Source organism: Variovorax sp. GW823-FHT04F07 (genome assembly GCF_058795995.1).
On sequence record NZ_JBXAIG010000002.1, the window covers coordinates 908,694 to 933,432 of the forward strand.

At 66.2% G+C, this 24,739-nt stretch carries 20 protein-coding genes, 1 tRNA gene and 1 pseudogene; 10 read left to right on the forward strand and 12 right to left on the reverse strand.

Features of this window, described 5'->3' with window-relative positions:
• Positions 1-548: 548 nt before the first annotated feature.
• From AC1RAA_RS13380 to AC1RAA_RS13390, 3 genes are all read left to right on the forward strand, one after another.
• Complete coding sequence (locus AC1RAA_RS13380; RefSeq protein WP_492728802.1) at positions 549-3,566, forward strand: transglycosylase domain-containing protein; 3,018 nt, start codon at positions 549-551, stop codon at positions 3,564-3,566.
• Positions 3,567-4,892: 1,326 nt separating this feature from the next.
• Complete coding sequence (locus AC1RAA_RS13385) at positions 4,893-6,107, forward strand: O-antigen ligase family protein (RefSeq protein ID WP_492728800.1); 1,215 nt, start codon at positions 4,893-4,895, stop codon at positions 6,105-6,107.
• Between the two features lie 15 nt (positions 6,108-6,122).
• Positions 6,123-8,024, forward strand: coding sequence for a hypothetical protein (locus AC1RAA_RS13390; RefSeq protein ID WP_492728798.1), 1,902 nt, complete (start codon positions 6,123-6,125; stop codon positions 8,022-8,024).
• Between the two features lie 52 nt (positions 8,025-8,076).
• On the opposite strand, the pseudogene AC1RAA_RS13395 reads toward AC1RAA_RS13390, so the two are convergent.
• The 8 genes and pseudogenes from AC1RAA_RS13395 to AC1RAA_RS13430 form a co-directional block, all read right to left on the reverse strand.
• Positions 8,077-8,205: pseudogene (locus tag AC1RAA_RS13395) on the reverse strand (DUF2514 family protein); the annotation flags it as partial.
• A 684-nt stretch (positions 8,206-8,889) separates the two neighbouring features.
• Entirely contained in the window at positions 8,890-9,060 is a 171-nt protein-coding gene (locus AC1RAA_RS13400) for a hypothetical protein (RefSeq protein ID WP_492728796.1), read from the reverse strand.
• Positions 9,061-9,481: 421 nt separating this feature from the next.
• Positions 9,482-9,850 (reverse strand): Arm DNA-binding domain-containing protein, encoded by a 369-nt coding sequence (locus tag AC1RAA_RS13405; RefSeq protein ID WP_492740585.1) that lies wholly within the window; start codon positions 9,848-9,850, stop codon positions 9,482-9,484.
• Positions 9,851-9,948: 98 nt separating this feature from the next.
• Positions 9,949-10,038 (reverse strand) — tRNA-Ser (locus AC1RAA_RS13410).
• Positions 10,039-10,095: 57 nt separating this feature from the next.
• Entirely contained in the window at positions 10,096-11,427 is a 1,332-nt protein-coding gene (serS, locus tag AC1RAA_RS13415) for a serine--tRNA ligase (protein WP_062469134.1), read from the reverse strand.
• Between the two features lie 63 nt (positions 11,428-11,490).
• Positions 11,491-12,447 carry a threonine/serine dehydratase gene (locus AC1RAA_RS13420; protein WP_492728793.1) on the reverse strand — a complete coding sequence of 319 codons (957 nt, stop codon included), beginning with the start codon at positions 12,445-12,447 and terminating at the stop codon, positions 11,491-11,493.
• 5 nt (positions 12,448-12,452) lie between these two features.
• A complete protein-coding gene (gene ispH / locus AC1RAA_RS13425; RefSeq protein ID WP_095743996.1) occupies positions 12,453-13,421 on the reverse strand; it encodes a 4-hydroxy-3-methylbut-2-enyl diphosphate reductase in 969 nt (322 codons plus the stop codon).
• Positions 13,418-13,861, reverse strand: a complete 444-nt coding sequence (locus AC1RAA_RS13430) for an FKBP-type peptidyl-prolyl cis-trans isomerase (protein ID WP_062469447.1) — start codon at positions 13,859-13,861, stop codon at positions 13,418-13,420. The genes ispH and AC1RAA_RS13430 overlap by 4 nt, the downstream gene beginning before the upstream one ends.
• 107 nt (positions 13,862-13,968) lie before the next feature.
• Between AC1RAA_RS13430 and radC the strand changes: the two genes are divergently transcribed.
• Both radC and AC1RAA_RS13440 read left to right on the forward strand, forming a co-directional pair.
• The gene (gene radC, locus AC1RAA_RS13435) at positions 13,969-14,646 is read left to right on the forward strand and encodes a RadC family protein (protein WP_062469128.1); all 678 of its coding nucleotides are present in this window, start codon (positions 13,969-13,971) and stop codon (positions 14,644-14,646) included.
• On the forward strand, positions 14,646-15,311 hold the full coding sequence (locus AC1RAA_RS13440) for a Smr/MutS family protein (RefSeq protein ID WP_070061513.1): 666 nt from the start codon (positions 14,646-14,648) through the stop codon (positions 15,309-15,311). Before radC ends, AC1RAA_RS13440 begins: the two co-directional genes overlap by 1 nt.
• Before the next feature lie 28 nt (positions 15,312-15,339).
• Here the strand turns inward: AC1RAA_RS13440 and AC1RAA_RS13445 are convergent, their stop codons facing one another.
• From AC1RAA_RS13445 to fabV, 4 genes are all read right to left on the reverse strand, one after another.
• Positions 15,340-17,430 carry a bifunctional 2',3'-cyclic-nucleotide 2'-phosphodiesterase/3'-nucleotidase gene (locus AC1RAA_RS13445; protein ID WP_492728786.1) on the reverse strand — a complete coding sequence of 697 codons (2,091 nt, stop codon included), beginning with the start codon at positions 17,428-17,430 and terminating at the stop codon, positions 15,340-15,342.
• Positions 17,431-17,540: 110 nt separating this feature from the next.
• Positions 17,541-18,764, reverse strand: a complete 1,224-nt coding sequence (locus AC1RAA_RS13450; RefSeq protein ID WP_492728783.1) for an NAD(P)/FAD-dependent oxidoreductase — start codon at positions 18,762-18,764, stop codon at positions 17,541-17,543.
• Positions 18,765-18,796: 32 nt separating this feature from the next.
• Positions 18,797-19,216, reverse strand: coding sequence for a group II truncated hemoglobin (locus AC1RAA_RS13455; RefSeq protein ID WP_056578450.1), 420 nt, complete (start codon positions 19,214-19,216; stop codon positions 18,797-18,799).
• A 26-nt stretch (positions 19,217-19,242) separates the two neighbouring features.
• Positions 19,243-20,439: an enoyl-ACP reductase FabV gene (fabV, locus tag AC1RAA_RS13460; protein ID WP_492728781.1), complete on the reverse strand. Its 1,197-nt coding sequence runs from the start codon at positions 20,437-20,439 to the stop codon at positions 19,243-19,245.
• 191 nt (positions 20,440-20,630) lie between these two features.
• Here fabV and AC1RAA_RS13465 point away from each other — a divergent pair, with 191 nt between their 5' ends.
• From AC1RAA_RS13465 to AC1RAA_RS13485, 5 genes are all read left to right on the forward strand, one after another.
• On the forward strand, positions 20,631-21,458 hold the full coding sequence (locus tag AC1RAA_RS13465; protein WP_159274898.1) for an ABC transporter substrate-binding protein: 828 nt from the start codon (positions 20,631-20,633) through the stop codon (positions 21,456-21,458).
• Positions 21,459-21,579: 121 nt separating this feature from the next.
• Positions 21,580-22,275, forward strand: a complete 696-nt coding sequence (locus tag AC1RAA_RS13470; protein WP_056578440.1) for an amino acid ABC transporter permease — start codon at positions 21,580-21,582, stop codon at positions 22,273-22,275.
• Between the two features lie 13 nt (positions 22,276-22,288).
• Positions 22,289-22,999 carry an amino acid ABC transporter permease gene (locus AC1RAA_RS13475; RefSeq protein WP_095946444.1) on the forward strand — a complete coding sequence of 237 codons (711 nt, stop codon included), beginning with the start codon at positions 22,289-22,291 and terminating at the stop codon, positions 22,997-22,999.
• Complete coding sequence (locus AC1RAA_RS13480; protein ID WP_062469108.1) at positions 22,996-23,739, forward strand: amino acid ABC transporter ATP-binding protein; 744 nt, start codon at positions 22,996-22,998, stop codon at positions 23,737-23,739. The genes AC1RAA_RS13475 and AC1RAA_RS13480 overlap by 4 nt, the downstream gene beginning before the upstream one ends.
• Positions 23,736-24,737 (forward strand): isopenicillin N synthase family dioxygenase, encoded by a 1,002-nt coding sequence (locus AC1RAA_RS13485; RefSeq protein ID WP_492728778.1) that lies wholly within the window; start codon positions 23,736-23,738, stop codon positions 24,735-24,737. Before AC1RAA_RS13480 ends, AC1RAA_RS13485 begins: the two co-directional genes overlap by 4 nt.
• Positions 24,738-24,739 lie beyond the last annotated feature (2 nt).

A 24,739-nucleotide genomic window follows, 5' to 3' on the forward strand; every position in this document is an offset into this window, starting at 1 on the left:
AACCGTGACGACCTCCGGCCTCGAGGAACCACCCCGAAGGGCGGGTGCCGAAGCGTCCTCTACCAACGCCAGAAGACCGTCGCCGCCAGTATCCGCGCCTTACCTGAAGACAGGCTGAAGCCCCGCATAAAACCCTTCTGCTTCCGCACTCAGCCGCCAGTCAGCGAACGCACGTTCAATGGCAGGCCACATCGTGAGGGGGAGATCGATTGCAGGACACCATGAGACTACTCGCAGAGGCATCGCTGATTCTTGCCCTGGCCATCGTCCTCGGCGGGTTGGTGCTCGGGCTGCTGGCGGGCCCGCAGGATTCCGACGACTAGTGGGGTGTCCGGGGTCGTGAAGGGTTGGCGGGCCACGCCCCTCTGAGACAAATCTGCACGCCCATGCAGATCGACATGCGCCAGTGTGTCGAGGTACCTCTTCCGCCGCACGACGGAAGTGCATGACTCCGGCCGATTGCGTCGTCGCACGCATGCCAAATCGCCTCAAAAAGCGCATCATCGTCACTGACGAACCCATGGTGCGGACTGTTCGCGAGGCAGAGCATGACTTGGTTCAAGAAGCTTGTCTGGATCGGCGCGGGACTCGCCGTGGGAGGCGGGCTTGCCCTGTTCGTGCTGGACGAATTGAAGACGTCCCGGCTGCAATCGGCCCTGTGGCGCGACCTGGCCGAGGGCGCCCGCTTCAGCGTCGAAGACGGTGCCAGCGACGCCATCCGCTTTCCCCGGACCGGGCCCTACGACGAGCGGCTGGGCTACCACCAGCTGCCGGGCTACATCGAGCGCCTGGCGCCGCAGGGCTATGTCGTCACCCGCCAGGCCCGCATGTCGCCGCGGCTGATCGAACTGCAGGACTACGGGCTCTTCGCGCCCTACCGCGAGAAAAACCAGGCCGGCCTGACCGTGCGCGACTGCCGGGACACGGCGCTGCTGCACACCCGCGTGCCCCAGCGCGCCTACGAGCGCTTCGAGGAGGTGCCGCCGCTGCTGGTGAGCGCCCTGCTGTTCGTCGAGGACCGCCACCTGCTGGACGCGCAGCCGCTGCAGCGCAACCCCGCGATCGATCCGGAACGCTTCGCCAAGGCGGCGCTCGAGCAGGCGCTGCGCGCGGTCGGCCTGGGCCAGACGGCGACGGGCGGCAGCACGCTGGCCACCCAGCTCGAGAAGTACCGCCATTCGCCGCAAGGCCGCACCGGGTCAGTCGGCGACAAGCTGCGCCAGATGGCGTCGGCCTCGCTGCGCGCCTACCAGGACGGCGACGACACGCAGGCGCGGCGCCGCCAGATCGTCGTCGACTACCTCGACACCGTGCCGCTGGCCGCGCGCCCGGGCATGGGCGAGGTGCACGGGCTGGGCGACGGCCTGTGGGCCTGGTACGGGCGCGACTTCGGTGAAATCAACCGCCTGCTCGCCGACCAGGCGGAAGAGGCGGCAGCGCCCACGGACGAGGCGCTGCGGCAGCAGGCGGAGGCCTTCAAGCAGGCGCTGTCGCTGATGATCGCGCAGCGCCGCCCGTCGCAGCACCTGCTCGGCGACGGCGCCAGCCTGGCGCGGCTGACCGACAGCTACCTGCGGCTGATGGCCGAGGCCGGCCTGATCTCGCCCACGCTGCGCGACGCGGCGCTGCCGCTGTCCTTGCACCTGCAGCCACCGCTGCCGCCGACGCCCCGGCCCGACTTCGTGCAGCGCAAGGCCGCGACCGCGCTGCGCACCCACATCGCCACGCTGCTCGACGTGCCGCGGGCCTACGACCTGGAGCGCCTCGACCTCGAGGCCGAAACCAGCCTGGACGGCGAAGCGCAAGCGCTGGTGGCGCGCGTGCTGGCCGGGCTGCGCACGCCCGCCGCGACGAAGGCCGCGGGGCTAGTCGGCTCCCACATGCTCGACCCGGGCGCCGACCCCAGCCCGCTGATCTACAGCTTCACGCTGTTCGAGCGCAGCGCCGGGAGCAACCTGCTGCGCATCCAGGCCGACAACATCGACCAGCCGTTCGACGTGAACCAGGGCGCGCGGCTGGACCTGGGCTCGACCGCCAAGCTGCGCACCCTGGTGAGCTACCTGGAGCTCGTGGCCGAGCTGCACGCGGGCTGGGTCGACCTGAGCCCGGCCCAGCTGTCGGCGCTGGCGCCGAACCCGCGCGACCCGCTGGGCACGTGGGCGCGGCAGTACCTCCTGCGCACCAAGGATCGGCGTCTTGCGCCGATGCTGGAGGCGGCGATGGAGCGCAAGTACTCGGCGAACCCGGGCGAGGCCTTCTTCACCGGCGGCGGCCTGCACCAGTTCGAGAACTTCGAGCGCTCACGCAACAGCAGTTCGATGACGGTGCGCGAAGGCTTCAAGCATTCGGTCAACCTGGTGTTCATCCGCCTGATGCGCGATCTGGTGCGCCACCGCATGTTCGGCGGTGCGTCGGGCGCCGAGCGCCTGCTGAAGGACCCTGCCGACCCGGGCCGGCGCGAGTTGCTCGCACGCTTTGCCGACCGCGAAGGCTCGGCCTTCCTCACCCGCTTCCATCGCAAGTACCAGCACCTGCCGGCCGCGGACGCCGAAGCGCTGCTGCTGCGCGGCCTGAGGCCATCAGCACCGCGCCTGGCGAGCGTGCTCTTCACGATCGAGCCCGAGGCCGACGACGCACGGCTCGACGCGCTCCTGGTGCAGCGGCTGGGCCGCGGCGCCGACTCGCCGCGCGCATTGGGGGCGCTGCGCCGCACCTACGCCGGCCTGTCGCTGGCCGATCGCGGCTACGTCGCGCGCGTGCATCCGCTGGAACTCTGGCTGGTCGGTTACCTGCGGCGCCACCCCGGCGCCTCGCTGACCGAGGTGCTGGACGCGAGCACGCGCGAACGCCAGGAGGTCTACGCCTGGCTCTTCAAGACACGCCACAAGAGCGCGCAGGACAGGCGCCTGCGCGAGCTGATCGAGCTCGACGCCTTTGCACAGATCCATCGCTCATGGCAGCGCGTGGGTTACCCCTTCGCATCGCTGACGCCGTCCTACGCGAGCGCGATCGGCGCGTCGGGCGACCGGCCGGCCGCCCTGGCGGAGCTGATGGGCATCCTCGCGAACGACGGCGTGCGGCTGCCCACGCAACGGGTCGGCGCCTTGCACTTCGCGCGCGACACGCCCTACGAGACGCGGCTGGAGCCGCGCCATGCGAGCGCGCAGCAGGTGCTGCCCGCCGAGGTGGCTGCCACGGTGCGCCGTGCCTTGGTCGAGGTGGTGAACGACGGCACCGCACGGCGGCTGAAAGGCGCGCTGGTGGACGAGAGCGGCCGCGCCCTCGAGATCGGCGGCAAGACCGGCACCGGCGACCACCGCTACGAACAGACCGGCCGCGGCGGACGGGTGATTTCGCAGCGCAAGATCGACCGCTCGGCCACCTTCGTGTTCATGATCGGCGACCGCTACTTCGGCACGATCCTGGCCTACGTCCACGAGCCCCACGCCGCCCGCCACCGGTTCACGAGCGCGCTGCCGACGCAGCTGCTGAAGTCGCTGGGGCCGCAGTTGCTGCCGGTGCTGCAGCGCAGGGGGTGTGGGGAGCCGCAGCAGCGGGCGCAATGAGACGCGACACTGCATGCTCATACAGCAATTTGCGAGGTCATCTTGCTTTGCAATGGCGGCTCGTGGCGCTCTCGCCCCCAGGTTTGCAGCACCCGGGCTGCCCGCGGTTGGCGGGACTTCCGCAAAGCGGACCCAGCCTACTGGGGAAAGACCTGACAGGCCCGCCCACTCAGCCCCAAAACCCTGGACATCAGACCTGCCGCCCGTGCTCCACTACGCCCGTATCCTGACGAGCAAAGACGGCGGGACCATGGTCGACGGGCAAGAAATCAGCTTCCGGGACGTCCAGAGCAAGGCGCTTCACTCGCGGCAGACCTAGTGGTGCGCGGTGCACCAGAAACGGGGGCCGGAGGGTGGCGGCTTCTTCTGGCCGCCCGGAAAGCAGGCGGGATATCCACCCACAGGCAGTACCCGCGAAATACGACCCAAGCGTGATATCGCCCGCGAGCATCTATTCGGGAGGCCCGCGTTCGGCGCCATCACCGCGTAGCAGCCGGCGCCAAACATCTATTCTTGGCTGACCCTCTGGCCTCAAAGGGACAAGCCGAGGCACCCGCTCAATCAGGCGTTCCGCGCATCGGACGCATCGCCTTCATCGCGAGTCTGGTGCGACTTCTGAATCGGCTTGAGAGATTGCCGCTTCAGTTGGAGGGCGGGCCTCTCAACGAAGAACCACGATACACACGCCATCCCTCGCGTGACCACTACGGGAAGGGAAAAGTTCGGCACCGCCAGCACCAGAAGCAAGTTGATCACCGGCATGTGCCAAACACAGGTCCCGTAGCTTAGGTCGAAGCCGAGTCGCACGAACGGCGTGCCAAAGGAGAACCAAACGACCAGCGCAACGTACGCGACGAAGTAGAAAAAGCCGATGCGATTCCCCGCCGCTCCAGTTCGTTAGCGCCACAACAGCCCGCCAATCGTCACGAAGACCAAGCCTGGAAAGAGCCGCAGGAAGCGATTTTGAAAGTAGCGCGGCCCGGGCGCGTTGATGTACGACGCGTAGATCAGGAACCCACTTACGAAGAGGAAGGCCGGCACGCCTGGGAAGCGCTTCAGAAAACCCACAAACGCAAAGTGAGCGTTCAGGTACTCAGAAGCATGCACCACCACCTACAGCGCGAACAACAGCCACAACCACTCAAGGTTATTGTGCTTCGGGAACGAAAGCTCAGTACGCGGCATGCTTGCAAAACTCTGTGCATCATCCTCCCAGAAGGCGCCGGAACCTCCCAGCCTGGAAAGGACTAGAACATTCTTCGCAGGACGGAAGTCGCCCAAGGCGGGTGGAACCCGGCCCCTACAATCTCGCGCGGGATACCACATATGAAGATTCAAGAACTTACCGTCACACATCTTTTGGCCATGATGGCCGGGATCGTCATATTTATCTCAAGCTGGGCGATTGATACGCTCTTCGGAGGTATATCCGCTTTTCGGATTTTCTTAGCAGCGACCTTGCTTCTTTTTATTTGGAACGGGCTTCTAAAAGATCGTGTGGGCAAGCCAAATCCTGGGGAAATAGGATTAGTCCTGTTTGCAATCTGGGCAATGCTCAGTTATTTTTGGTCATTAAAACCAGAATTGACGGCAGCCATCATTGAATATGTGTACGTCGCGGCTGTCGCCATGTTCATTGTCACGAAAAGAATTTCAGCAAATGTCAAATTTTGGAGATTTCTGGGTTACGCCTATATCCTTGGCTGCGTAGTGGCGAGTATTCTCGTGATCAATAATGCCGCTACTTTTGCGGCTCAGGGCGAGCGGGTGGGTGTTGGAGAACTTAATCCGAACTATATTGCCTACTCATTAGTGACGAGCATCCCAGTTTCATTGGCGCTATTGACGACGAAGCGTCATCGTCTCTGGTTTAAGTCAGCGCTTGTTGGCGGCATGGCAATGACTATGTTCGCGACCATGATCACCGGCTCTCGTGGTGCTTTGCTCGCAGCGCTACTTTGCATATTGAGCTTCTTCGTGGTGAGAGCGACAAGAAACTTTTTGAAATCCATGCTCTGGATTGCCCTGTCTGGAATCGGATTGACTGTTTTTTGGGAGTACCTCCCAGGAGAAATTAGGGAGCGCCTCAATGTGTTCGCCATGATTTTTTCAGGCGATGCATCTTCAGTTGATCTTTCCGGCCGAGCCGACATTTGGCCACTCGCAATGCAATACTTTGAGGACAATCTCCTTGCCGGCATAGGAGCCGGAGCGTTTAAAGGAGTAAACCCGTTTGGCATCGAAGGCCATAATGTATTTCTAACGGTTGCAACAGAAACTGGAATCATCGGACTATTGATATACGCCCTCACGATCTTCTACATCTTCTTCGAATTGATATTTCAATCTAAGACACGAGAAATTAGAAATGCGGGAATTGCAATGCTCGCTGTTTGGGTCCCCATTGCAATGACTGGCGTTTGGGAGGGCTCAGTGGTCGCGTGGCTTGTTTTTGGCTGGCTATTGGCGGCGTCGCAGCATGAGGCAGACCCGCTCCTAGCCACAACGAAGCAGAGGCGCCGCATCCGCTTTGCGTTCTGAATGGCGCTTGCACCAATGGCGAATCGCCAGTTTCCGCGCGCTGCTCTAAATCAAGGGTTGACGATCCCGGTGGCCAAGAACCGCCGCCGCTTCTTGGAGCTTGGACTCACGCTGCTCCCGACGGTGGCGACGGCTCAGGAGCCGGGCCCAGCGCGGCCCGAGGCCTTGTTCGATGCCGAAATCAAACGCAGCCTGGCTGCTTCATCTGGAAAGGACCAAGGGGCAGGACGCATAGGGTATGACGGGGGCAGCGTCAAAGATGCCCTTGACGAGGCGAAGACATTGCAAGGCTACGAGGCTTTGCTTGCCTACCGTGGAACAGCCGTTGGGGTTCGAATTACGACACCGGGAATCGCTGGTCCATTCCGATACAACCGATCCTTGCCCAACACCACCAACGGCGGCACGCGGTTCGCCCACTCTTCGGGTAAAGGGGCGTGGGAGCGATTGTTCGACGGTCCTGTTTGGCTTACTTGGTTCGGGGCAAACGGGGATTGGAACGGCAGTACAGGAAGCGATGACACAGCTGCGATCATCGCCGCGATCAATGAGTGCAAGAATGCCGCTGTGACGGACTCCGGCGTACCTAGCGGTGAGCTCTCCGGCAAACCGCTGTACATCCCGCCTGCACGTGGAGCCTATCTGTGCAAGTCAAGCCTCCTGATTGATCGACCCATCACCATCGTGGGCGACGGCCAGGGCCGAGCGCTGAACAATCAAACAAGTTCAAGACTCTTCTTTCAGAACTCACACGGCTTGGTGTTCACCAAGGATGCATACCTCTTCGACATTCGCGGCGTGCGTATCGACGGGGTGAAGAAGGGCGGCCTGTTGCTCGAAGAGCCGGAGGCTTCGAAGCGTCGATTTGGCAACGCAGCGCTCGTATTCAACGACGGCTTGTCGCGTGGGCGATTTGAAAACTGCCAGTTCAACGGCTTCGACATTGGCAAGCTCGGCTATGGCCCGTCGGAGCGAACGAGCACGCCAGGCTGGGCAGGTGCCTACAAGTACTTCAATTACTGCGGCTTCTTGAACTGTACGTACTCGGTCTGCAATCTGGATTTCGTCACTGACGAGACGTATTTCCAGACCTACTTCCGATGCGACAGCACCGTGGACGGGTATTTCCTGATCTCAGCTCCCTACGGCGGGGCCTCTTATGCAACGCTTAATCTGATTGGCTGCATGGCCGAAGGCATTTGCAGAAAACGCGACCCGCAAACGCCGTACTTCGACTTCCAGGCACGTGGCTTCAAGTTCAAAGGCCGCACCGATGTGATCATCACTGGCGGCTACTACGAGTTCAACACCTGGTTTGTAGACGCAGGGGCGACGCTCACCAGCAACGCTTGGTTGTCACCACGCTACTCGGATCTGTTCGGAGGCGGCGGGTTGATCAACCTGAACGGATCATTTGCCAATGCTCGCACCCTCGATTTTCCAGATCTCGCCCAACCCTACTGGAACAAGACCGGTCTCTTGCACACCGGATTTTCCGTAGTCGGCGACCAATACGCCGAGCAGCTCACCGTCCAAGGACGCGGCGCGTCACTCACGGGAACAGACCTCGCCGTAGATCGACGACTCGCGATGAGCGCATTACCGAACTCCTATCGCGAGATTTTCGTCATGTGTGAGGTCGAGTACCACGCGCGCGCGGGTGTTTCATTGGCTCCAAGCATCACGGCCAAGAACGCCAACGGCAAGGCTACTACACCCTCTCCAGAGAGCTACGCAACACCGGGCCTCTACAGCGGGCTGGAGGGGTGGAAAAGGATAACCTACACCCTCCCCTTGCCAGCGCTGATCGACGCGAAAAGGATTGCATCTATCAGCCCAGCAGTGTTGGTTTTCGGTGCCAAGAGCGGAGACGTGATCTCAATACGCCAGCTGCGCTACACCGTTCTCTCCCGATAAACGCTATCTCACTGTGCGCCCCCCTGGAGGCTTGTAGCACCCTATTTCGCCGTCAGCGCGTCGCATCTGAGTGTTCGCAGGCGAGCCCGGCAATCCTGAGTCGATCAGCGCATTCCGCCAGCCCTCCCGCTCGTTTGTCAGACCTGCCGAGCACGTCGACGAGCAGACCGATGAGATCGGCGCCAGGCTGGCCCTAGCTTGGATTGAGATCGCAGGATTACGCGCGGGCTGGAATGGCGGCGCCGACGGCTGCGTTGTGCACGCCGACAGAAGCAGCGCCAGCGCGGCGAACGTCATCCCCAAGGGATGCCATGCGAGATTGGGCATTTGAAGCCTCCTGTGTGATGGCCGGGGCGCGGCGTTATTCTTCGGTGCGCTAGCCCCGATCGGCCAACCGGGCCGATTCGGCCATGGTGCTGCGGTACTCGGCGAACTCGCGGCGTGCGTCCGCAGCGTCTGTGCGCGCGCGCCGGCCGAGCGCGTGCGCTCGATACCGGCCGTGGGCAGTGCAGCCACCAACCCAATGCCGAGAGCCCAGAGCAGCGGGGTCTTGAGGTCAGGCAACATGGTTGAATCCCCACAGTTCGCGCGGACAGTCGGCGGACATGCGGCCCTCCATGCCGCACGCGATGCACGTCATGACGCTGCGCATGTCTCGGCATCGTCGGCCCGTCGATTGGCTAGGCCCCAGGACCCGGGCGTTGTCGCTCTCCCACTTCTGCAGGAAACCTATCAGATAGGGGCTGCCTGCGACCAGCGTGGCGCCAGCAACGAAGATTGCTCCTGACAACACCGCGCGCATTCACGAGAGCCCCTCCTGCCCAGTGAGTCCCCTGCGCTCGGCCTACTCCTTGAGTCGGCGGCCTCACTCCGACTCTTCGTGCCACCACTTGCACAGAAGATAGAGGATCTGCAGCACCACCAACACGCCAGTGAGGAATGCGGTCCAGTTGATCTGCGCGTACCAGGCGATGCGGCTCGCAGGCGTCGTCCGCATCGCAAGCTCGGTAGCGATGCCTTTGATTTCTTGCTTCATGCCTTCCTTTCGGGCAATAAAAAACCCGCCGAGACGGGCTGTGTTGAAGTCGCTAGGCCTACAAGGGATAACCGGTTGCCCTTTCATGCCCGCTCACAAGAGGCTGAGACGAAGGTCATAGGTTGTGGCTGGATCGAGATCACCGCGAATCTCGAAGTCTCCGGAAACGACCAGAGAAAGCGGAGGCGTCGCGGCCTGATCGGTCTTTACCCCGCCGACGACCTTATCGCCCAGTCGAACACCTGCGATGCCCACATCCGCACCTCGCGCACGTAGACGAAGCGCCCGGCCGCGTCCGTGCGGTTGAGCTCGGTCAGCAGCATGCCCCGGTCAATCTCGGCGGTCGCTAGGTGGCCGAGCCCGGCTTCAGATGCATCTCGATCCCTCGCAGCGCATTCGCGCGGTAGTCGGGCGTCACGTCCTACCGTCCATTCCAGAACGTCGACAGCGCGCGTTTCCGCTTGGTGACGGGCGCTACCCCTGCCCGCAGGTCCTTCCGCAGCTCTGCGCACTTCACCCTGGCCTCCGCCAAGCTGATCAGCGGGTACTCGCTCAGCGACTTCGTTTTTGGCTTGCCGTCGACACGAAAGGCCATGCGCCAGACCTTTACGCTGAGAACAGATAGAGACCATGGACGTCGAACAGCTTGCGGTCCTTCTCGGACGGCTTGACGCGTTTGCAGACTGAGTCGGTGAGTGTGTTTGTAGGCATCTTGAATCAGATGCCGCTCGATGGCTACACGGATGCCTAACGACTGCCGGTGTGAGACGGCTTTGGAAGGTAGGGGGATGGACCGGAACGCAGGAGCACAGAAACGGCTAGAGCCCTGATTCTGCGTGGACCTCGGTGGGGAATCGGCAAAAAAATAGCCCCTTACGGGGCCATTCTTGGAGGAGAGGGAGGGATTCGAACCCTCGGTACTATCGCTAGTACGCCTGATTTCGAGTCAGGTACATTCGACCACTCTGCCACCTCTCCGGTGCTGTCGAGCCTCAGATTATAGCCAGAAAAATCTGACTTTTGACGCCCTGCGCTTCAACCGCGCAAAACTTCGAGGCCGCCGAGGTACGGACGCAACGCCGCCGGCACGTTGATCGAGCCGTCTTCGTTCTGGTGGTTCTCCAGCACGGCGACCAGCGCGCGGCCCACCGCCAGGCCAGAGCCGTTGAGGGTGTGCACCAGCTCATTCTTGCCCTGGGCGTTCTTGAAACGGGCCTGCAGGCGGCGCGCCTGGAAGGCTTCGCAGTTCGACACCGAGCTGATCTCTCGGTACGTGTTTTGCGCGGGCAGCCACACCTCGAGGTCGTAGGTCTTGGTGGAACCGAAACCCATGTCACCGGTGCACAGCAGCACCACGCGGTACGGCAGCTCCAGCGCCTGCAGCACGGCTTCGGCGTGACCGGTCATCTGCTCCAGCGCGTCGTAGCTCTTCTCGGGGTGCACGATCTGCACCATCTCGACCTTGTCGAACTGGTGCTGGCGGATCATGCCGCGCGTGTCGCGCCCGGCGCTGCCGGCTTCCGAGCGGAAGCACGGCGTGTGGGCCGTGAGCTTGATGGGCAGCTGCGCCTCGGGCACGACCTCGTCGCGCACGAAGTTGGTCAGCGGCACTTCGCTGGTCGGGATGAGGTACAGCGCCGAATGGTCGGGCGCGGGCTCGCCGTCCTGGCCGCCCTTCTTCGCGGCGAACAGGTCGCCTTCGAACTTGGGCAACTGGCCGGTGCCGCTGAGCGTGGCGGCGTTGACCACGTAGGGCACGTAGCACTCGGTGTAGCCGTGCTGTTCGGTCTGCAGGTCGACCATGAACTGGGCCAGCGCACGGTGCAGGCGGGCGATCGGGCCCTTCATGACGGTGAAGCGCGAGCCCGAGAGCTTGGCGCCCATCTCGAAATCGAGCCCCAGCGGCGCGCCGAGGTCGACGTGGTCCTTGGGCGCGAAGGCCAGCGGCGTGGCGTTGGCGCCGGCGCCGCCCTGGGGCGCCCAGCGGCGCATCTCGACGTTGCCGGCTTCGTCTTCACCGAGCGGCACGCTGGCGTGCGGCAGGTTGGGCACGGCCAGCAGCAGCGCGTGCAGCTCAGGCTGGATTTCCTCGAGGCGCTTGGACTGCGATTCCTGCTCGGCCTTGAGCGCGTTGACCTCGGCCATGAGCGCGTCGACCGACTCGCCCTTGGCCTTGAGCGGGCCGATCTGCTTGTTCAGCGTGTTGCGGCGCGCCTGGATTTCCTCGGTGCGGGTCTGCAGCGTCTTGCGCTCGGCCTCGAGCGCGGTGAACGCCGAGACGTCGAGGTAGGGCTGGTTCTTCTTGCGTTTTTCGAGGCCGGCCACAGCGGAGGCCAGGTCTTTGCGGAGCAGGGTGATGTCGAGCATGGGGAGATTTTAGGTGGGCGCCCGGCCCGCGCCCGCCCTCCCCGCTCGCACGCCTGCGGCGACTCAGGCGACCGTGGCCGGATCGACGTTCGCCCCGCAGATGATCAGGCACACCTTCTCGCCCTCGCGCGGCACGTAGACGCCGGTCTGCAGCGCCGCCAGCGGCAGCGCGGCGGCCGGTTCCACAGCGAGCTTCAGCTCCTTCCACAGCCACTGCTGGGCGGCGCGGATGGCCTCGTCGGACAGCAGCAGCGCGTCGCGCACCCGCTGCTGCGTGATCTCCCAGGCGATGGCGCCGATGCGGCGCGCGCCGAGCGAATCGGCCGCGATGCCGCCGACGTCCACATCGACCGGTTCGCCCGCCTCGCGAGCGCGGAACAGCGTCGGGGCCTTTTCGGGCTCGAGCGCCACCACGCGGGCGCGCTGCTCGAACCAGCCGGCCAGGCCGCCGATCAGGCCGCCGCCGCCCACGCTCACGAGCACGGCGTCGGGCAGGCCGCCCTGCGCCTCGATCTCGCGGCCGAGCGTGCCGGCGCCGGCCACCACTTCGGGCTGGTCGTAGGCATGCGTGAGCAAGGCGCCCGTTTCCTTCTGGCGCGCCAGGCAGGCGGCCAGCGCGTCGGGGTACAGCTCGCCGACCACGACCACTTCGGCGCCCAGCGCCCGCAGGCGCGCGCGCTTGGCTTCGGGCGACACGCCCGGCAGGAACACCTGGCAGGGCACGCCCAGCGCCTTGGCGGCGGCCGCCGTGGCAATGCCGGCGTTGCCGCCCGAGGCCACGATCACGCCCGCGGCGGGGATGTCGTTGGCCAGCAGGCGGTTCATCATGCCGCGGGCCTTGAAGCTGCCGCTGACCTGCATGTGCTCCAGCTTGAGCCAGACTTCGGCGCCGGGCGCGGCCACGCCCAGGGCGGCGGCCGGCAGCTTCCACAGTGGCGTTTCACACAGGAAATGGCCGGCGCGTTCGCCCAGCCTGCGGGAGGCGCTCTCGATGTCGGAGCGCCAATCGGTGTTTGTCATGATGTTCAGGAGATGTGCCCAGGGGGCGGGATGTCGTCGAGCTTGAGGCCCTTGGGAAGCGGGAACTTGATGGTTTCCTCGATGCCGTCCATCTTGCGCACCGACACGGCGCCGAAGGCGCGCACGCGCTCGATCACCTCGTGCACCAGCACCTCGGGCGCCGAGGCGCCGGCGGTGAGGCCGATGCGCGACTTGCCCTCGAACCATTCGGGCTTGAGCTCGTCGGCCGAATCGACCATGTAGCTCTCGGTGCCCAGGCGCTGCGCCAACTCGCGCAGGCGGTTGCTGTTGGAGCTGGTGGGGCTGCCGACCACGATCACGAGGTCGACCTGCGGGCTCATGATCTTCACCGCGTCCTGGCGGTTCTGGGTGGCGTAGCAGATGTCTTGCTGCTTGGGCTCGCGCACGTTGGGGAAGCGCGCGCGCACGGCGGCGGCGATCTCGGCGGCGTCGTCCACGCTGAGCGTGGTCTGGGTGACCACGGCGAGCTTCTCTGTCTGCAGCGGCGAGGCGTTGGCCACGTCGGCCACGTCTTCCACGAGGTGGATGCCGCTCGACAGCTGTCCCATCGTGCCTTCGACCTCGGGGTGCCCCTTGTGGCCGATCATGATGAATTCGTAGCCCTCTTTCGCGAGCTTGGCCACCTCGACGTGCACCTTGGTCACCAGCGGGCAGGTGGCGTCGAAGATCGAGAAGCCGCGGTCGCGCGCCTCCTGCTCCACGGCCTTGCTCACGCCGTGCGCGCTGAACACCAGCGTGGAGCCGGGCGGCACGTCGGACAGCTCCTCGATGAAGATCGCGCCCTTGGCCTTGAGCTCGTTCACCACGTAAGTGTTGTGCACGATCTCGTGGCGCACGTAGATCGGCGCGCCGAACTTGGCGAGGGCGCGCTCGACGATCTCGATGGCGCGGTCCACGCCGGCGCAGAAGCCGCGCGGCTCGGCCAGAAGGACTTCTTCGATGTTCGGGTTCATAGCACGCCGATCAGCTTCACTTCGAAGGTGACCGGTTGCCCGGCGAGCGGGTGGTTGAAGTCGAAGCGCACGCCGGTCTCGTTCGACTCGACGACCGCGCCCGCGTAGCTGCCCGAGCCGTCGGGCGTGGGGAACTGCACCACGTCGCCGACGGCGTACTGCTCGTCGGGATCGCCCATCTGGGCCAGCAGCTTGCGCGCCACCCACTGCTGCATGTCGGGGTTGCGCTCGCCGAAGGCCTCGCCGGCAGGCAGCTCGAAGGTGGCGTGCGCGCCCTCTTCCATGCCCATCAGGCGCTGCTCCATGGCCGGCGAGAGCTCGCCGGTGCCCAGCGACAGCGTGGCGGGCTTGTCGGCGAAGGTGTTGATGATGTCGCCCGCCGGACCGGCCAGCCGGTAGTGCAGGGTCAGGAAGGAGCCGGAAGTCACAACTTGGGACATGGGTGCAGCGAAGGTGGGCAAAGACGAGGGAGGTGTCCCGATAAACTGGCCCTCATTTTAAGGATCGGGGCAACACCTCGCCCCGGCCCAGGTTTCAGCAGGGTTTCATGGCATTCAAGGATCTCCCTCTCGACGCCCGGCCGCGCGAAAAGCTCATCGCGCGGGGCGCCGCCGCGCTGGCCGACGCCGAGCTGCTGGCGCTGCTACTGCGCACCGGCGTGGCCGGCAAGAACGTGCTCCAGCTGGCCCAGCAACTGCTCGAGCGCTTCGGCGGGCTGTCGGGGCTGCTGCACACGGCGCCCGATGACCTCAAGGCAGTCAAGGGCATGGGCGGCAGCGCCAAGCGCTCCGAACTCACGGCGGTGCTCGAACTGGCGCGCCGCGCCATGGGCGAGCGCCTGAAGGAGCGCACGGTGTTCGACTCGCCCGAGGCGGTCAAGCAGTACCTGCAGATGCACATCGGCTCGCGCCCGCACGAGGTGTTCGCGGTGCTGTTCCTCGACGTGCAGCACCGCCTGCTCACGCTCGAGGAGCTGTTTCGCGGCACGCTCACGCAGACCAGCGTCTACCCGCGCGAGGTCGTCACCCGCGCCCTGCACCACCAGGCCGCGGCCGTGGTGCTGGCCCACAACCACCCCAGCGGCAGCATCGAGCCCTCGCGCGCCGACGAATCGCTCACGCAAACCTTGCGCGCCGCGCTGGCGCTGGTCGACGTGCGCGTGCTCGACCACGTCATCGTGAGCCCGGGCCAGAGCTTCTCGATGGCGGAACGGGGGCTGCTCTGATGGCATCGTCTTCTTCGCGTCCCCCGGCCCTGAAGAACCTGGCCGACCTCAAGCAGGTGCAGCGCGTGCTCGCCGAAACCCGCGAGCGCGAGGCCGCCGAAGCCGCCGCGCGCGCCGCGGCCGAGCGCAAGCGTGCCGCCGAGAAAGACCTGTTCACGCGCGCCATCGGCGCCACCGAGCCGCTGCGCCGCAAGGCCGCCGTGGCGCTCGCGCCCGAGCCGCCCGCGCCCATTCCGTTTCAGCACCAGCTCGACGAGCAGCGCGTGCTGCGCGAATCGCTGTCCGACGAGTTCGACGTGACCACGCTGCTCGACGTCGACGACGCCATGAGCTTTCGCCGCCCCGGCATCGGCACCGACATCACGGCGCGGCTGCGCAAGGGCGACTGGGCGATCCAGGGGCAGGTCGACCTGCACGGCCTGCGCAGCGACGAGGCGCGCGAGGCGCTCGGCGGCTTCATCCGCAACGCCCACAAGCAGGGGCTGCGCTGCGTGCGCGTGGTGCACGGCAAGGGCCTGGGCTCGCCCGGCAAGCAACCGGTGCTCAAGACCAAGACGCAGCGCTGGCTGATCCAGAAGAACGAGGTGATTGCGTTCGTGCAGGCGAAACCGGCGGAGGGTGGGGCCGGGGCGCTGGTGGTGCTGCTGGCCCCCGTGCGGCGCTGACAGGGCACCGCACGGTGCCCTGCCCTTCTTACTTGCTCAGATCGACCTTGTAGACCGAGCGGCCCTTGCCGTTGCCGTCATCCGCGGTCAGCAGCGAGATGTTCGTCAACCCCGCGTCCGTGGCCGCGCTCAATTGCCCCTGGCCCGACGTGATCGTCACGTTGCCCGCGGTCGTCACCTTGGTGAAGCGCCAGCTGCGCGCCGCGCCGTCGGCCGCGCGCGTGATCGTCTTCTTCGCCTTGATGTAGGCGATCAGCACATCGCGGTTCGCATCGGGCGAGGCGTAGATCGTCGCGCGCCCGTCCAGCGCCGGAATGAAGCTCGCACCGCTGGTCGCGCGGTAGTTGTTCGTCGCAATGACGAACTCCTTCGCCGGGTCGATGGGCGCGCCCAGGTACATGAGGTTCTTGATGCGGCTGCCCACGGCCTGCGTCACGTCGATCTCGTACTGCATGTCGGGCGTGGTGAACATGTCGAAGTTGTAGCCCGGGAAGGGGCTGATCAGCGACTGGTCGGTCGTGAGCGCCGGGTCGATCCTGTTGAAACGCTTGGCCGCGGCCTCGAGCCAGCCCTTGATCTCGGCGCCCGTCACCTTCACCGCGTACACCGTGTTCGGGTACAGGTACAGGTCGGCGGCACTGAAGATCGCGAGGTTGCCTACGGCCACGTCGGTGTAGTCGCGTCCGCCCTCGAAGCCCGACTTGAAGGGCGCGCTCACCGACAGCACCGGCAGGCCCGCGTACTGCGGCAGGTTGGCCTGAAGGTAGGTCTTCACGTAGTCGGCCTGGGCCTGGTTCACGATCTGGATCGCGCCCGGGTCGCCGACGTCGGCAAAGAAGGTGTTCATGCGGAAGTCGGTGGTGCCGATCGGCGTCTTCACGTAGTCGATCGCGGCCTGGTGCTGGGTGTCGACCATCGGCGCCACACTCGGGTCGGCGTCGACGTACACGCCCTTGCCGATCTGGGTCGAGCGCGCCTCGACCAGCGTCTTGCTCTTGTCCACGCCCCAGGCCTTGCCGTCCCACACGAGCTCCAGCTTCACGAGGCCCAGTGCCTTGCCCCACGAACTGGGCATGACGGCCGGCACGCCGTTGACGGTGCCGGCGGCGTTGTCGACACCCGCCTGCGTGTAGCCGGGCTTGGCGCCGCGGTCGGGGAACAGGCCGTGCTGGTGGCCCATCATCAGCACGTCGATGCCGGGCACCTTCGACAGGTACAGGCCCGGGCTTTCCATCGTCGGCGAGTACGGCGAGGCGTCGAGGCCGCCGTGCTGCAGCGCCACGACGATGTCGGCGCCCTTCTCGCGCAGCTCGGGCACGTAGCGCTTGGCGGCCTCGACCGCGCCTTCAGTGCGCAGCTTGCCTTCGAGAAAGCGCTTGTCCCAGTTCATGATGCCGGGCGTGGTGAAGCCGATCACGCCGACCTTCACCGGCACCGTCACGCTCTTGCCGTCCGGCGCGGTGGCGGTGAACTGCTTGGTGACGATGGTGTAGGGCGCCACGAGCGGCTTGCCGCTCTTGAGGCTGTGCACGTTGGCCACCACCATCGGGAAGCTCGGGCCTGCGCACTTCTTGCTGCCGTCCACGCCCTCGACATCGAGGCCGCCGCCGAGCACCTGGTTGAGAAAGTCCAGGCCGTAGTTGAACTCGTGGTTGCCCAGCGTGCCGGCGTCGTAGCCGGTGGCGTTCATCACCTTGTACATCGACAGCGGCTGCGTGCACGGGATGCGGCTGACCAGCGCTTCGTAGTCGGCCAGCGCGGTGCCCTGGATGGTGTCGCCGTTGTCGAACAGCATCGTGTTCGCGAACTCCTTGCGCGCGGCGTTGATGAGCGTGGCGGTGCGCTCGTAGCCGTACGACTTGTCTTCGGCGAGCTTGAAGTAGTCGTAGCTGCGCACGTTGAAGTGCAGGTCGGTCGTTTCGAGCAGCGCGACCGTGGCGCGCGTGCCGGCGGCCACGGGCGCCGGGGCCGGTGCGGGCGCAGGAGGCGGAACGATCGGGGGGAACGTGGTGCCGCCTCCGTTGCCACCGCCACAGGCGGTGAGCACGGCGGCCAGGACGGCGGCACAGGTGGACATGGGGGCGAGGCGCGCCAGCGACGCGGCCACTGCGTTGTTCATCGAGAGGTCTCCCTGCGGATATGAGGAAGACCAGTCTCCGAAAGCCGGGTGACAGACCGGTGAATCCGGGCCTGCCGTGCAGCGCCGTTGCGACAGCCGTTACGCCAGGTTCAGGCCAGATGATTCTTTAGTGGTACCGCCGCGTCCGCCACCGCTTCGGGCGCGGGGCTGCGGCCCGCTTCGAGCAGCTTGCGGCTCATCATGTGATCGACCGGCGCGTTCACCGATTCGACGCACACGAGCTGGCCGTCGACGTAATGGAACAGCGAGAACGCCTCGGGCTTCGGCCCCGCGCGGCGCACGCTCACCAGGCCCGGCGTGCCTTCGGCCGGCATGAGGCCCGCCATCTGCAAACGCAGACCGCCCTGGTCGGACCAGAACCACGCGACCGCGTCGTGATCGCGCGCCGCGCCGGTCAGCGTGGCCACGGCCGTGCGTGCCTGGTCGTTCGCGTTCTGCACCGATTCGAGCCGCAGCGCGCGGCCCGCGCGGCGGTCGGGGAAGCGCGTGCAATCGCCCACCGCGAGCACGTCGGCCGCGCTGGTCTGCATGTGGCCGTCGACCACGATGCCGTCGGCGCACTCGAGGCCCGCGGCCTGCGCGAGCGCGGTCTCGGGCACGGCGCCGATGCCCAGCAGCAGCAGGTCGATCGGCTGCTTCACGCCGTTGACCTCGACCGACACGAGCCGGTCGCCCACGACCTCGAAGGCGCCGGTCTGCGCACCCAGCACGACGTCGATGCCGGCCGCGCGGTGCGTGGCCAGCACGTGCGCCGACAGCTCGGGCGACACGGCGCGGCCCAAGAGGCGCGGCGCGCATTCGATCACCTGAACGCGCTTGCCCAGCGCCTGCGCGGTGGCCGCCACTTCGAGGCCGATGAAGCCGCCGCCCAGCACCGTGACCTGCTGCGCATCCGCCAGCCGCGTGCGCAGGCGCTGCGCCTCGTCGGCAGCGCGCAGGCTCGCGACGTTCTCCAGGCCGGCCTGCAGGCCAGGCATCTGGCGTGCGCGCGTGCCGGTGGCCAGCACCAGGCGCTCCCACGGCAGCACCGCGCCGGAGCGCAGCGTGACGGTGTGCGCCTCGCGGTCGATGGCCACGGCGGCGTCGCCCAGGTGCAGCGTGATGCCCGCTTCGCGGTACCAGTCGGCGGCCTTGTGCGGCTGCGTGGTTTCGTCGGCGCTCTTGAGGAAGGCCTTCGACAGCGGCGGGCGGTGGTACGGCTCGCAGGCCTCTTCGCAGACCAGGTGCACGCGCGCGCCCTGCCCGGCTTCCGCCAGGCCCGCACAGAGCTGGGCCGCGGCGTGGCCGCCGCCGATGATGACGATGGAATTCATGGAGAACAGTCTTTCGGGAATCGGTGTCGGGGTCACTCGCCGCGGTTGCGCATCCAGTCGGCGGTCTTGAAGAAGGAGTCTCTGAGGCGTGCGCGCAGGTCTTCAGGCACGCCGGTCTCGCCCATCGCCTGGTCCATGCAGGCCAGCCACTGGTCGCGCTCCTTGATGCCGATGGTGTGGCCGCCGATGGCCTGCGGCAAATGCCGCGCGCGCAGCATCGGGTGGCCGAAGCGGTCGGTGTAGTGGGCGGGCCCGCCGAGCCAGCCGCACAGGAACCAGAACAGGCGCTGGCGCGCGTTGTCCAGGTCGGTGCCGTGCACGGCGCGCAGTTGCGCGTAGGCCGGCTCGAGGTCCATCAGGTCGTAGAAGCGCTCGACCAGCGCCTCCACCTTGGGCTCGCCGCCGATCCACTCGAAGGGCGTGCCGGCGGGCGGTTTGTCTTGAATCTGCATGAAAGCGAGTATCCCCTCAGGTCGCTCTAGAGTTGGATCAGATCGGGAATGCCCACATCGGTGCTCACGTCGGCCGCGTAGTCCACACCGTCGACCGCAAAGCCGAACAGGCGCAGGAACTCGGTCTTGTAGCCCGCGAAATCGGTCAGCTCGTTGAGGTTGGCGTCGGTGACCTGCGGCCAGAGTTCCTGCACGCGCGCCTGCACCTGCGGCGCCAGTTCCTTGTAGTCGGCGCGCAGGCGACCTTCGTCGTCCAGGTGCGGCGTGGCGCCGTACAGGCTGTCGGCGTACAGGCCGTGCACCTGCTCAATGCAGCCTTCGTGCGTGCCTTCGGCCTTCATCACCTTGAACAGCAGCGACAGGTACAGCGGCATCATCGGAATGGCCGAGCTGGCCTGCGTGACCACCGCCTTCAGCACCGACACGCGCGCGTCGCCACCCTTGGCCGCCAGCTGCGCGCGGATGTCCAGCACCTTCTCGTCCAGATCCTTCTTGGCGGCGCCGATGGAGCCGTTCCAGTAGATGTCGTGCGTGATCTGCTCGCCCAGGTAGGTGAAGGCCGTGGTCTTGGCGCCGTCGGCCAGCACGCCGGCCTGCTGCAGCGCGTCGATCCACATCTGCCAGTCTTCGCCGCCCATGACGGCCACGGTGTTGTCGATCTCTTCCTGCGTGGCGGGCTCGAGCACCGATTCCTTCACGGTCCCGCTGTCGGTGTCCAGGCCACGCAGCGTCACGGCCTTGCCGATGGGCTTGAGCACGGAGTTGAAGACCTGGCCGGTCTTGGGGTGCGTGCGGCGCGGCGCGGCCAGGCTGTAGACCACGAGGTCGACCTGGCCGAGGTCGGCGCGGATGGTCTCGATGGCCTGCTGCTTCACCGCGTCGGAAAAGCCGTCGCCGTTGATCGTCTTGGCGTAGCGCCCCTCGGCCGTGGCGGCGCGGTGGAAGGCGGCGGTGTTGTACCAGCCGGGCGAGCCGGGCTTGGTCGCGCTGCCCGCGCGTTCGAAGCACACGCCCAGCGTGTCGGCGCCGCAGCCGAAGGCCGCGGTGATGCGCGCGGCCAGGCCGTAGCCGGTGGACGCGCCGATCACCAGCACGCGCTTGGGGCCACCCGCGATGGGAGGTTTGGCTTTGACGTACGCGATCTGTTGCCGGACATTGGCTTCGCAGCCCACGGGGTGGGTGGTGACGCAGATGAAGCCGCGCACGCGGGGTTGGATGATCATGAAAAGCTCGCTCGGTAAGACATTCGGGGGACGGCGGCGGGGCACGTCGCGGCGTCGCGAATTTAACCCAGCCGGCAACAGGCCGATTCATCAGCCCCATATGCATATGTCGATTGACGATTTAATAATCTTGGGTTTTATTGATATGGTTCCGGCCTGAATTTCACTCTGGAGAGAGGACGATCCCCACCATGCGCCACACCCTGCTTGCCGCGGCCCTTGCCGCTTCCGCCCTGCTGACCGGCGTTGCCGCCCATGCGGACCAGCTCGCCGACATCAAGAAGAAGGGCGAACTCGTGGTCGGCGTGCTCGGCACCGACGAGCCCGCCACCTTCATCGATCCGAAGACGCGCCAGATCGTCGGCTACGAGGTCGACCTGGTGAACGCCATCGCCAAGAAGATCGGCGTGAAGCCGGTGCTCAAGCAGATCGCCGTGGCCGCGCGCATTCCCGAGCTGCAGCAGGGCCACGTGGACCTGGTGGCCGCCGGCCTCACGCACAACAAGGAGCGCGAGGCGCAGATCGACTTCTCGCTCACCACCTTCGTCACCGGCCAGAAGGCCATCGTGAAGAAGACCAGCGGCATCACCGACGTGCCGCAGCTCGGCGGCAAGAAGGTGCTGACCATCCGCGGCGGCACGCAGGAGCCCAACATCCGCAAGGCCGTGCCCACCGCCGAGGTCGTGACCTTCGACACCAGCCAGCAGGCCTTCCAGGCGCTGCAGCAGGGCAAGGGCGTGGGCTACGTGGACGACGAGGCCGCGCTGCTGCGCAGCTACGCCAAGCTGGGCCCGCAGAAGGCGCAGTACGTGGTGCTCAAGCAGAACCTGAGCACCGAGTCGCTGGCCATCGGCATCAAGAAGGGCGAGAGCGGCCTGAAGACGGTGGTGGACGACACGCTGCGTGAGCTCGAGAAGTCGGGTGAAGCGCAGAAGATCTTCCTCAAGTGGTACGGCCCGAACACCGCGTCGGGCTTCCAGACGCGCGACTTCAAGCTCGAGACCGACAAGATCGACTGAGCCCGCGCGCTCGGCACACCAGGGGCGGGCCGCCATGCGACCCGCCCTTCGCTTTTGAGCGGCACGGCGCGCATGCGTACCATGTGCGCCCCGGCGCCTTTCGCCGTGCCTCCCGTTTCCCATGCCCCTGTTCGACTATTCGCTGCTGTTGACCGGCCAGTACCACGACATGCTGGTCGCGGGCCTGTGGCTGTCGCTGCAGCTGCTCGCGGTCTCGCTCGTCTTCGCGCTGCCGCTGGCGCTGGTGGTGGCGCTGCTGCGGCTCTCGCCGCTGGCGCCGCTGCGCTGGCTCGGCTTTGCGTACGTGGAATCGATCCGCAACATCCCGCTGCTGGCCCACATGCTGTTCTGGTATTTCGGCGCGCCCGAGCTGCTGCCCGAGGGCCTGAAGACCTGGCTCTATGAAGGCCACATCGAGGCCTACAGCGCGATCGTGGCGCTGTCGCTGTACACGGCCGCTTTCATGGCGGAGGACATCCGCAGCGGCATCCGCTCGATCCCGGCCGTGCAGTTCGAGGCCGGCCGCGCGCTGGGCTTCAGCTTCCTGGCCACCATGCGCCGCGTGGTGCTGCCGCAGGCGCTGCGCGTGACCGTGCCGCCGCTCATCTCGCAGACGCTGAGCCTGTGGAAGAACACCTCGATCGCCACGGTGATCGGCGTGGCCGAGCTGATGTACCAAGCGGGGCAGGTGGAAAGCGCGACCTTCCGCAGCTTCGAGTCGTTCGCGTTCGCGAGTGCGGCGTACCTGACCGTGTCGCTGGCCATCACCGGCCTGGCGACCTGGTATCACCACCGCTTCCCGGTGCGGACCATCTGAAGGCGGCGCGCTGATGCTCGAAATCATCCACGACTACTGGGTCTACTTCCTCATCGGCCAGTACCCGAACGGCCCGCTCGGCGGGCTGGTGCTCACGCTGCTGCTGGCCTCGTGCGGGTTGGTGCTGGCGCTGCCGCTGGGCATCGTGCTCGGCCTGGCGCGCGTGAGCCCGTGGCGCTGCGTGCGCTGGCCGGTCACGGCGCTGGTGTTCGTGGTGCGCGGCCTGCCGCTGTTGATGGTGATCTTCTGGGCCTACTTCTTCCTGCCCAGCGTCACGGGCGTGAAGACCGACCAGTTCACCACCATGCTGATCGCGCTGGTGATCTTCGATGCCGCCTACCTCGCCGAGATCGTGCGCGCCGGCATCCAGGGTCTGCCGCGCGGGCAGATGGAAACCGCGCGCGCGCTCGGCCTGAGCTACTTCGGCGCGATGCGCCTCGTGGTGCTGCCGCAGGCGCTGCGCAGCATGCTGCCCTCGCTGGTGAACCAGTTCGTCTCGACCATCAAGGAGACCTCGCTGGGCTACATCATCGGGCTGGCCGAGGTGTCATTCATCGCCACGCAGATCAACACGCAGGTGTTCACCAAGCCGGCGCAGATCTACCTGATCCTGGGCCTGACCTACTTCATCCTGTGCTTCGGCCTCTCGCGCTTCGCCTACTGGCTGGAGCGCCGGCTCGCGCGCCGCGGCCTTCCCGCCGCGACCCTCAAGGTGCCCGCATGATCGAACTCCAACAAGTCAACAAGTGGTACGGCAGCTACCACGCGCTGGTCGACGTGACCGAAACCATCCACAAGGGCGAGGTGGTCGTAGTGTGCGGGCCCTCGGGCTCGGGCAAGTCGACGCTGATCCGCACCTTCAACCGGCTGGAGCCGATCCAGTCGGGCCGCATCACGCTCGACGGGCAGGACATCCACGCGCCGGGCCTGGACGTGAACGCGTTCCGCTCGCGCATCGGCTTCGTGTTCCAGCAGTTCAACCTGTTCCCGCACCTGAGCGTGCTGCAGAACTGCACCATGGCGCCGATGCAGCTGCACGGCCTCTCGCGCAAGGAGGCCGACGCGCGCGCGATGGCGCTGCTGGAGCGCGTGGGCCTGGCCAACAAGGCCAATGCCTGGCCCGGCGAGCTGTCGGGCGGCCAGCAGCAGCGCGTGGCCATTGCGCGCGCACTCGCCATGAAGCCGCCGCTGATGCTGTTCGACGAGCCCACCAGCGCGCTCGACCCCGAGATGGTCGGCGAGGTGCTGCTGGTGATGCGCGACCTCACGCGCGACGGCATGACCATGGTGTGCGTGACGCACGAGATGGGCTTCGCGCGCGAGGTGGCCGACCGCGTGCTCTTCATGGACCAGGGCCAGGTGCTCGAACGCGCCACGCCCGACGATTTCTTCAACCGCCCGCAGCACCCGCGTGCGCAGCAGTTTCTGTCCGACATCCGTTCGCCTTTTTCGAGAGACGCATGACCGACTCCTCCCTCCCCCTCATCGACGTCGCCCCGCTGGTAGCCGGGACGCCCGAACGCGAACGCGTGGCGGCGCAGATCGGCGACGCCTGCCGCGCGCACGGCTTCTTCTACGTCACGGGCCACGGCGTCGACGCCGCGCTGATCCAGCGGCTCGAAGACCTGAGCCACCGGTTCTTCGACCTGCCCGAGGAAACCAAGATGCAATGGCGCATGGCCCTGGGCGGCCGGGCCTGGCGTGGCTTCTTCCCGCGTGGCGGCGAGCTGACCTCGGGCCGCCCCGACTGGAAGGAAGGCCTGTACCTGGGCACCGAGCTGCCCGCCGACCACCCGCTGGTGCAGGCGAAGACGCCGGTGCATGGGCCGAATCTCTTTCCCGACGTGCCGGACTTTCGCGAGACCATCCTCGCGTACATGGACGCCGTCACGCAGCTGGGTCACCGGCTCATGGAAGGCATCGCGCTGAGCCTCGGCCTGCCCGCTTCCTATTTCGCTGAACGCTACACGGCCGACCCGCTGATCCTGTTCCGCCTCTTCAACTACCCCACGCAGGCCGTGCCCGAGGGGCTGGACGTGCAATGGGGCGTGGGCGAACACACCGACTACGGCCTGCTCACGATCCTGCACCAGGACACCGTGGGCGGCCTCGCGGTGCACACGCCGGGCGGCTGGATCGATGCACCGCCGGTGCCCGGCGCCTTCGTCTGCAACATCGGCGACATGCTCGACCGCATGACCGGCGGGCTCTACAAGTCGACGCCGCACCGCGTGAAGCGCAACACCTCGGGCCGCGACCGGCTGTCGTTCCCGTTGTTCTTCGATCCGAACTTCGAGGCCCGCGTGCAGCGCATCGAAGGCCTGGCCGGTGCCGACGCGCTGGACGACAGCGCCGAGCGCTGGGACCGCGCCAACGTGCACGCGTTCAGCGGGCGCTACGGCGACTACCTGCTGGCCAAGGTGTCGAAGGTGTTCCCGCAGCTGCGGGACGAAGTGCTCTGAGC